This window comes from uncultured Campylobacter sp., assembly GCF_937890585.1.
Lineage (GTDB): Bacteria > Campylobacterota > Campylobacteria > Campylobacterales > Campylobacteraceae > Campylobacter_A.
The window spans coordinates 1-6,900 of record NZ_CALACG010000221.1 but is presented as its reverse complement, the minus strand read 5'-3'; the positions used below and the strand labels follow the sequence as shown (position 1 = coordinate 6,900).

General features: G+C 37.1%; 8 protein-coding genes. 4 read left to right on the top strand and 4 right to left on the bottom strand.

Annotated elements, in window-relative coordinates:
• Nucleotides 1-1,182: HAD-IC family P-type ATPase (locus Q0296_RS06605; protein WP_298038294.1), on the top strand; the 1,182-nt coding region annotated here is incomplete at its 5' end.
• A 198-nt stretch (nt 1,183-1,380) separates the two neighbouring features.
• Here Q0296_RS06605 and rlmN read toward each other — a convergent pair.
• Nucleotides 1,381-2,526 carry a 23S rRNA (adenine(2503)-C(2))-methyltransferase RlmN gene (rlmN, locus tag Q0296_RS06600; protein ID WP_298038291.1) on the bottom strand — a complete coding sequence of 382 codons (1,146 nt, stop codon included), beginning with the start codon at nt 2,524-2,526 and terminating at the stop codon, nt 1,381-1,383.
• Complete coding sequence (locus Q0296_RS06595) at nt 2,523-3,209, bottom strand: purine-nucleoside phosphorylase (protein ID WP_298038289.1); 687 nt, start codon at nt 3,207-3,209, stop codon at nt 2,523-2,525. Before Q0296_RS06595 ends, rlmN begins: the two co-directional genes overlap by 4 nt.
• Before the next feature lie 158 nt (nt 3,210-3,367).
• Here Q0296_RS06595 and Q0296_RS06590 point away from each other — a divergent pair, with 158 nt between their 5' ends.
• From Q0296_RS06590 to Q0296_RS06580, 3 genes are read left to right on the top strand one after another with little or no spacing between them, the layout of a single operon-like run.
• On the top strand, nt 3,368-3,640 hold the full coding sequence (locus Q0296_RS06590) for a hypothetical protein (RefSeq protein WP_103575178.1): 273 nt from the start codon (nt 3,368-3,370) through the stop codon (nt 3,638-3,640).
• 14 nt (nt 3,641-3,654) lie between these two features.
• Entirely contained in the window at nt 3,655-4,272 is a 618-nt protein-coding gene (locus Q0296_RS06585) for a tetratricopeptide repeat protein (protein ID WP_103575179.1), read from the top strand.
• Nucleotides 4,273-4,309: 37 nt separating this feature from the next.
• Nucleotides 4,310-4,924, top strand: a complete 615-nt coding sequence (locus Q0296_RS06580) for a tetratricopeptide repeat protein (RefSeq protein ID WP_103575180.1) — start codon at nt 4,310-4,312, stop codon at nt 4,922-4,924.
• Nucleotides 4,925-4,951: 27 nt separating this feature from the next.
• Here Q0296_RS06580 and hisF read toward each other — a convergent pair whose 3' ends face one another.
• Nucleotides 4,952-5,707 carry an imidazole glycerol phosphate synthase subunit HisF gene (gene hisF / locus Q0296_RS06575; RefSeq protein ID WP_298038282.1) on the bottom strand — a complete coding sequence of 252 codons (756 nt, stop codon included), beginning with the start codon at nt 5,705-5,707 and terminating at the stop codon, nt 4,952-4,954.
• Nucleotides 5,708-5,709: 2 nt separating this feature from the next.
• Nucleotides 5,710-6,900, bottom strand: a 1,191-nt coding sequence (locus Q0296_RS06570; protein WP_298038280.1) for a DEAD/DEAH box helicase, incomplete at its 5' end; no start/stop codon positions are given.

Sequence of the window (6,900 nt, the reverse complement as noted above, 5' to 3'; positions counted from 1 at the left end):
GGTAGTGAAGTAGAACAAAGAATTGCTCCGGGTTTAACAAATAAAATAAATACAAACACTGATAAAACAACTTTGGAAATAGTATTGTCAAATGTATGTACATACTTTAACCTGATATTTTTAATAATTTCTATATTACTGATTGTGGTGGGTTCGTTTAGGAATCTTACATTCCTGCCTGTTATTGTCGGAAATACAGTTATAGGTATAGTACAAGAATTGCGTGCAAAAAAGACTTTGGAGAAAATGAATCTTTTGAATGCTCCACATACAGATGTTTTAAGGGATGGTAAGTTGCAAAATATTTTATCAAAAGAGCTGGTACAAGGTGATATTATTTTGCTTACAGCAGGTAAACAGATTTGTGCAGATGCTATAGTTATAAGTGGAAGTGTACAGGTCAATGAATCATTGTTGACCGGTGAATCTGATGAAGTAGAAAAGAATGTTGGAAACAATTTGATGTCCGGAAGTTTTGTAGTATCCGGAGAGTGCTATGCCAGGCTTGAGAGAGTGGGAGATGAGTCTTATATTTCAAAGCTAAGTATTGAAGCAAAAACAATGAAAAATAAGGAACAGTCTGAGATGATAAGACATATTAACTTGATTGTAAAGACTGTTGGTATTGTTATTATTCCTATTGGTGTAATTTTATTTTGGCAAAGTTATTATATAAATGGTGATACTTTAAGAAAAAGTGTAACTTCTATGGTAGCGGCAGTGCTTGGTATGATACCTGAGGGACTATATCTACTGACTACAGTTGCATTGGCTATCAGCACTATGAAGCTAGCAAGTAAAAAAGTGCTTCTTCATGATATGAAAAGTATAGAGACTCTGGCAAGAGTGGATATGCTTTGTGTGGACAAAACGGGAACTATTACAAAGCCTGATATGAAGGTGGAGGATTTATTCTTATGTAAAAATGCAATAGAACTTATTAGTGAAGAGAAGTTTAGAGAAATATTGTTTTCGTATGCCAATGCTTCTAAAGATAATAATACAACTATGCAGGCTCTAAAAGAGTATGTAAATGAGAATGGAAAAGCAGGGGAATTTAAGTCCCCCATTAAAGTATTACCTTTTTCATCCACGCTCAAATATGGAAGTATTACATTTGATGATGGTTGCTATTTGCTTGGTGCTCCGGAGATTATTTTAAAAAATAATTTTAAAAGGTGAAGTATTTTAATCTTTCTTTTGCATAAATAAGATAAATTTTACTTCACCAACATATCTTGTAAAATCCAACAAGCATGTTTAATTTCGAGTAAAAAATCTATAAATTTTATCTTTCCTCTTTCAAAACTTTTATGATCAAGCCAAGCCCGATGCTAGCAATTACTACTATAAAAACTATCTCAGCGATATCAAGAGCTGTCATTTTTTACTCACGTTAGTTTCATCGTTAGTTGGTTTTTCTTCTGCTTTAGCTGTACTCTTATCGCTAACGTTAGTTTTAAATTTTGGATTTTCATTTCGCTGTTTTAGCTGGCCGCAAGCTGCACTTATATCAAGCCCCTTGCTCTGTCTGATCGTGCAAGTGACACCATGATCCCTTAGGTATTCTTGAAATTTTAGCATGCTACTAAGCTCAGGTCGTCCAAATTCACTGCCTTCATGCGGGTTAAAGTAGATCAAATTTACCTTTGCCTTGATACCATGAAGCAGTTTTACCAGCTTTTTTGCATCACTAACACTATCGTTTAGGTCTTTGATAACAAGGTATTCAAACATCACGCGTTTCCGCATATCGATAGGAAATCCCCTAATAGCGTCCATAACAGCCTCGATATTATATGCCTTATTTATCGGCATTAAGCGGCTTCTAAGCTCGTTAGTAACAGCGTGTAGCGATATAGCCAGCAAGACACCAAGGTCCATCTCGCCAAGCTTTTTTATCTGACTACCAAGACCGCTAGTTGATACAGTTTGATGGCGTGGCGATATGGCTAGACCCTCGTTTAGGGCTAAAATTTTGATCGCTTTACTAACGTTAGCAAGGTTATCAAGTGGTTCGCCCATACCCATATAAACGACGTTTATACGCCTCTCATATGGTATATTATTCTCTCTTTTTATCCATAAAATTTGCCCTACGATCTCGCCAGCAGTCAAATTTCTAACAAGTCCGCCCTTTGCTGTTAGGCAAAAAGCACAGCCCATTTTACAACCAACCTGCGAACTAACACAAACAGTGTAACGAGCATGGCGACTAATCTTACCATCCTCGTCACTGATCTCCTCTTTCATCGGCAGCAAAACGCTCTCTATCTTTAGCCCGTCTTTTAGCTCGAAAAGATACTTGATCGAGCCGTCGCTACTTTGCTCAAATTTCACACATTTTAAAGGATCGAGATAAAATTTCTCAGCCAGATCCTGACGCATATCTTTTGGTAAATTTAGCATTTGGCTAAATTCTGTCGCATTTTTTTTGTAGACCCACTCATAAATTTGCGTCGCTCTAAAAGAGGGAGAGACCAGCTCTTTTAACTCTTCAATGCTAAGATCAAGCAAATTTTTCACATATTTTCCTTTATATATTTTGTTAGTAGCTCTTTGGCCGCAGAGTGATTTTTTATAAAATCAGCATGCGCATTTTTATCGCAAAAATTTGTCGCTACGAAAATTCCATAAGCTGGAATTTTAAAAATTTGAGCTACTTTTAGAACAGAAAAAAACTCCATATTTTCTAAAAAATAGCCTTTTTCAAACATTTTATGAGCCAAATTTTTATCTGTTGTAATGAAATTTGATGAATTTGTTTTGATAGTTCCACGTGAAACGATAGAGGAAATTTCACACTCGATAGGCGAGTAAGATCTATTTTCTATGCTAGAAATTTCAACATTTGATCCGATCGAGCTTTCATAAATTTGCAAAATTTCACCATCTTTATAAAGACCTGCCGAGCCAACAAAAACTATCTTTTCTGGCATTTGGTATAAATTTCGCTCTGGGTTTTTTGATAAATTTTGGCTTATGTTTTGCAGCTCAGGGTTTGATGAGTTTGCAAATTTAGCCTCTATCTTTGCAAGATAATGTGGGTCAATATTCTTTAAATTTACGCCCTTTTCATCAGCTCCCACACATGATCTTTTTTGTAAAAATTTAGTCAAATTTATCGCCATATCGACTAACCCCACCCCCATCGGCAAGGCAAAAGGAAACACTTCATTTCGTCCCGCACTTATTATTATACTCTCCATTTAACTCTTTTCAAATTTTCTTTAATGGTATCAAAATAGTAGTAAATTTAAAACTAAATTCAAAAATTTAGTACGAAAATAAAATTACAATAAATTTTAAGCAATTTTTTATGGGGGGGGGGAATAGAATACGGGTAAAAATTTACAAGATGTAAAAAATGGATAAATATGAGAGTTATTTGCAAAAATCCTTAGTCCCGTTAATAGCTTTTTTAAGCGCCGTTATGTTTGATGGCGGTGCTTTGATACATCTAAGGATTTTAGCAGCTATATCAATACCATTTTATGGGATTATTTTATATGGACTAGATAAACTCTCTGAAAACCCTGACGGTAGCCACAAATATTCTGCTTGGGGGATTATTATAAGGGTAACTTTTGGTTTCCTTGTTGGTCCAGCTATAAATTGTGTGATAAAAAATTGCTTTTAAGGAAAAAAATTAAAATGTTAAATTTTAGTAAAGTTACGCTAAGTTTAGTCGCAGTCAGCTTATTTTCTTTTGCTGATAACGAAATTAAATATAGCCAAGAACTAATGGACGGTTTTGGAAAAAATTGTGAGGCTGGAAATATAAGTATTTGCACTACTCTAGGAACTATATACGAAAATGGATTAAATGGTGTAGAAAAAGATATCATAAAAGCTATAAAATACTATAAAAAAGCTTGCGGTGCAAATGAGTATGAAGCTTGCAGTAATTTAGGAACGATATATATGGCAAAACAAGAATATAAAAAGGCTATGGAGTTATATACCAAAGCATGCAATGGGGGAGAAACTATGGGTTGCAATAATCTTGGAGCTGTGTATTCTTTGGGAGAAGGAGCCAAGATGGATAAAGTAAAGGGTGCTATGTATTACAAAAAAGCTTGCGATACTGGCAACTGGTTGGGTTGTAGAAATTTTGCCAAATACCAATACGATTTAGATAATATACAAAAAACCAAGGAATACACTAAAAAAGCTTGCGATATGGGAAGAGACGCCGATGATGTAAAAAACATACCTGAAAGTAAAGAAATTTGGCAAGAAGCTTGCAGGGCATATCATATATTAAAATAAATTTGAATTTTTAATATACTTATTTTTAAGGAAAAAAATGAAAATATTAAATAAAGTTACCATTAGCTTGGTTTTGGTCAGCTCGCTTACTTTTGCAAGTAATAACTTAAATTTTAGTCAAGAAGAACTAAGAGAATTGGGAAAAAGCTGCAAAAATGCCAATACTACTTTTTTAACTGGCTATGGTACGATGTATCATTATGGTTTAGGGCAAGAAAAGGATATTATAAAAGCCATAAGATTATATCAAAAAAGTTGTGATTGCAATGAATATGAAGCTTGCAATAATCTCGGAACGATATACGAAGGAGAAGATGGTATAAAAAAAGATTATAAGAAAGCAAGAGAGTTATACAAAAAAGCTTGCGATGGTGACTATGCACTAGGATGCTATAATCTTGGAAATATATATTATGATGGAAAGGGTGTAAAACAAGATATAGGAAAAGGGGCTATGTATTTTAAAGAAAGTTGCGATACTGGTAATAATTGGTATGGATGTTATAATTTTGCCGTAATTGCTGGAAAGAATGGCGACCATTACAAAGCAAAAGAGTATTTTGTAAAAGCTTGCAGTTTAGGAAAAAACGATCTTTCAGCACAAATTACTCCAGAAAGGAAAGAAGCGTTGCGAAAAGCTTGCAATTATTAATCTTTTAGCCGCTTTTGTGGCTAAAAACTATAATCTTACTTCAACACCTTGCCCTCTTAAATATGCCTTTAACACCCTAATCTCGATCTCGCCAAAGTGAAATATCGAAGCCGCCAAACACGCATCAGCCCCGGCCTCAAAAGCATCTTTAAAATGCTCCATTTTCCCCGCACCACCACTCGCGATAGTCGGTATAGAAAGCGCACTAAATATCCTTGTTAGCTCCAGGCTAAAGCCCTGTTTGACGCCGTCGTTATCCATGGATGTTAGCAATATCTCCCCCGCTCCGCGCGACTCAACCTCTTTTGCCCAAGCAAAGGCATCTTTTTTGGTATCGATCCTGCCGCCATTTATAAAAACACTATAACCATTTTCGATCTTTTTGGCGTCGATCGCTACAACGACGCACTGCGAGCCAAATTTCTTAGCCGCTTCGTCGATCAAATTTGGATCTTTTATCGCCGATGAGTTTAGGCTCACCTTGTCGCAGCCCGCATTTAAAAGGCGTGAGATGTCGTCAATCGTTCGTATGCCACCGCCAACGGTTAGCGGTATAAAAAGCTTGCTTGCGACCTTTTTTACGACATCGATTATGGTGTCACGGCCAAGGTGAGAGGCTGTGATATCCAAAAAGCAAAGCTCGTCAGCGCCCTCGTCGTTATATCTTTTAGCTATCTCGACTGGGTCTCCAGCGTCGACAAGTCCTACGAAATTTACACCTTTTACGACCCTGCCGTCTTTTACGTCGAGGCATGGGATTATGCGTTTTGCAAAATGATTCAAATTTATCCTTTGTTTATCTTCCTAGCTGCCACCTCAAAGTAGGGCAAACTCGCCCAATTTTCTCGGTTTCCAACTATATAAATAACCTCTTTTGCCCTTGTTAGCGCCACGTTTAGCAGGTTTGGCTTACTAGCGGCCCACGCTCTAGCGCCCTTTGTCGCACCGCCTAACACAAATACAATAACATCAGCCTCTTTGCCCTGCATAGTATGGATAGTGCCAGCACCTTTTAAATTTCTACAAACATCTTTAAATGGCGTTATTATCCTGATATTATAATTTTGGCTAGTTAGCTCACCTGCCAAGAGCTCTTTAACCACCTCGCCCTCGGCTTTGTTGTAGTTGCCTATCCACTCTTCACTTCTAACGTCTATCCACTTTGTTTGCACGTTAGTGTTTGCAAATTTACTAGCCCCATCTCGCCCAAGTATCATCATATCGTCATAAGTTGTCTCGTTTGAAATTTCAAACATAGGGTTAGCACACCTTCTATGCACAATGAGTGGCGAGCCAACCCAGATACTCTCGCCGCTACCTTTTATATATGTGCCGATCTTTTGCGCTTTGTCGGCTCTTAGCTGTACTGATGACTTTAGCAGGTTAAACTCATCTTTTGCCCCGCAGTAGCTAAGGATCGCGTTATTTAAACTAACTGGTAGTGTTACGACTGGCTCAAGCTGAAGGGGATCGCCGACTACGACAGCCATCTTTGAGCGAAGTAGTGCGCCTAACGCGTTAGTTAAATTTGCCTGCCCTGCTTCATCTATCAAAAGCAAGCCTATATCGCTATTTAAAAGGTCTTTAAATGTGTTATTAAACGAAGCAAATGTCGAGCTAACAACTGGCGTTAGCAAAAATAAAGCCTTGATAATCTCACGTCTATGTTTTGCGTCAAGGCCGTTTTTCTCTGCCATCTTCTCATCGTTAAAGATAACACTAAGGGCACGTAAATTTGTCCTTACAGCCTCTTTGCAAGCAAATATCGCTGCCTTATGCAAATTTAGCGCCTCTTTAAAAAGCTCTATCCTAGCCCTAAAAAGCTTTGTCTTGTGAAATTTTTTGTCTATGCCAAATTCCATCATAAATGGCATACTCTTTTGCATTTCGTCATTACGTTCGCTAAAGCTGCCATTTAAAAAGATATCCAGCTCTTCGCTCCTACCAAGTATCTTTTGGCGCTGTCTCTTATACAC

What these genes read in the sequence shown, in the direction of transcription:
- Q0296_RS06595 (WP_298038289.1), bottom strand. Translation starts at nt 3,209, where the DNA reads ATGGAGAGTATAATAATAAGTGCGGGACGAAATGAAGTGTTTCCTTTT.
- Q0296_RS06590 (WP_103575178.1), top strand. Translation starts at nt 3,368, where the DNA reads ATGGATAAATATGAGAGTTATTTGCAAAAATCCTTAGTCCCGTTAATA.
- Q0296_RS06585 (WP_103575179.1), top strand. Translation starts at nt 3,655, where the DNA reads ATGTTAAATTTTAGTAAAGTTACGCTAAGTTTAGTCGCAGTCAGCTTA.
- Q0296_RS06580 (WP_103575180.1), top strand. Translation starts at nt 4,310, where the DNA reads ATGAAAATATTAAATAAAGTTACCATTAGCTTGGTTTTGGTCAGCTCG.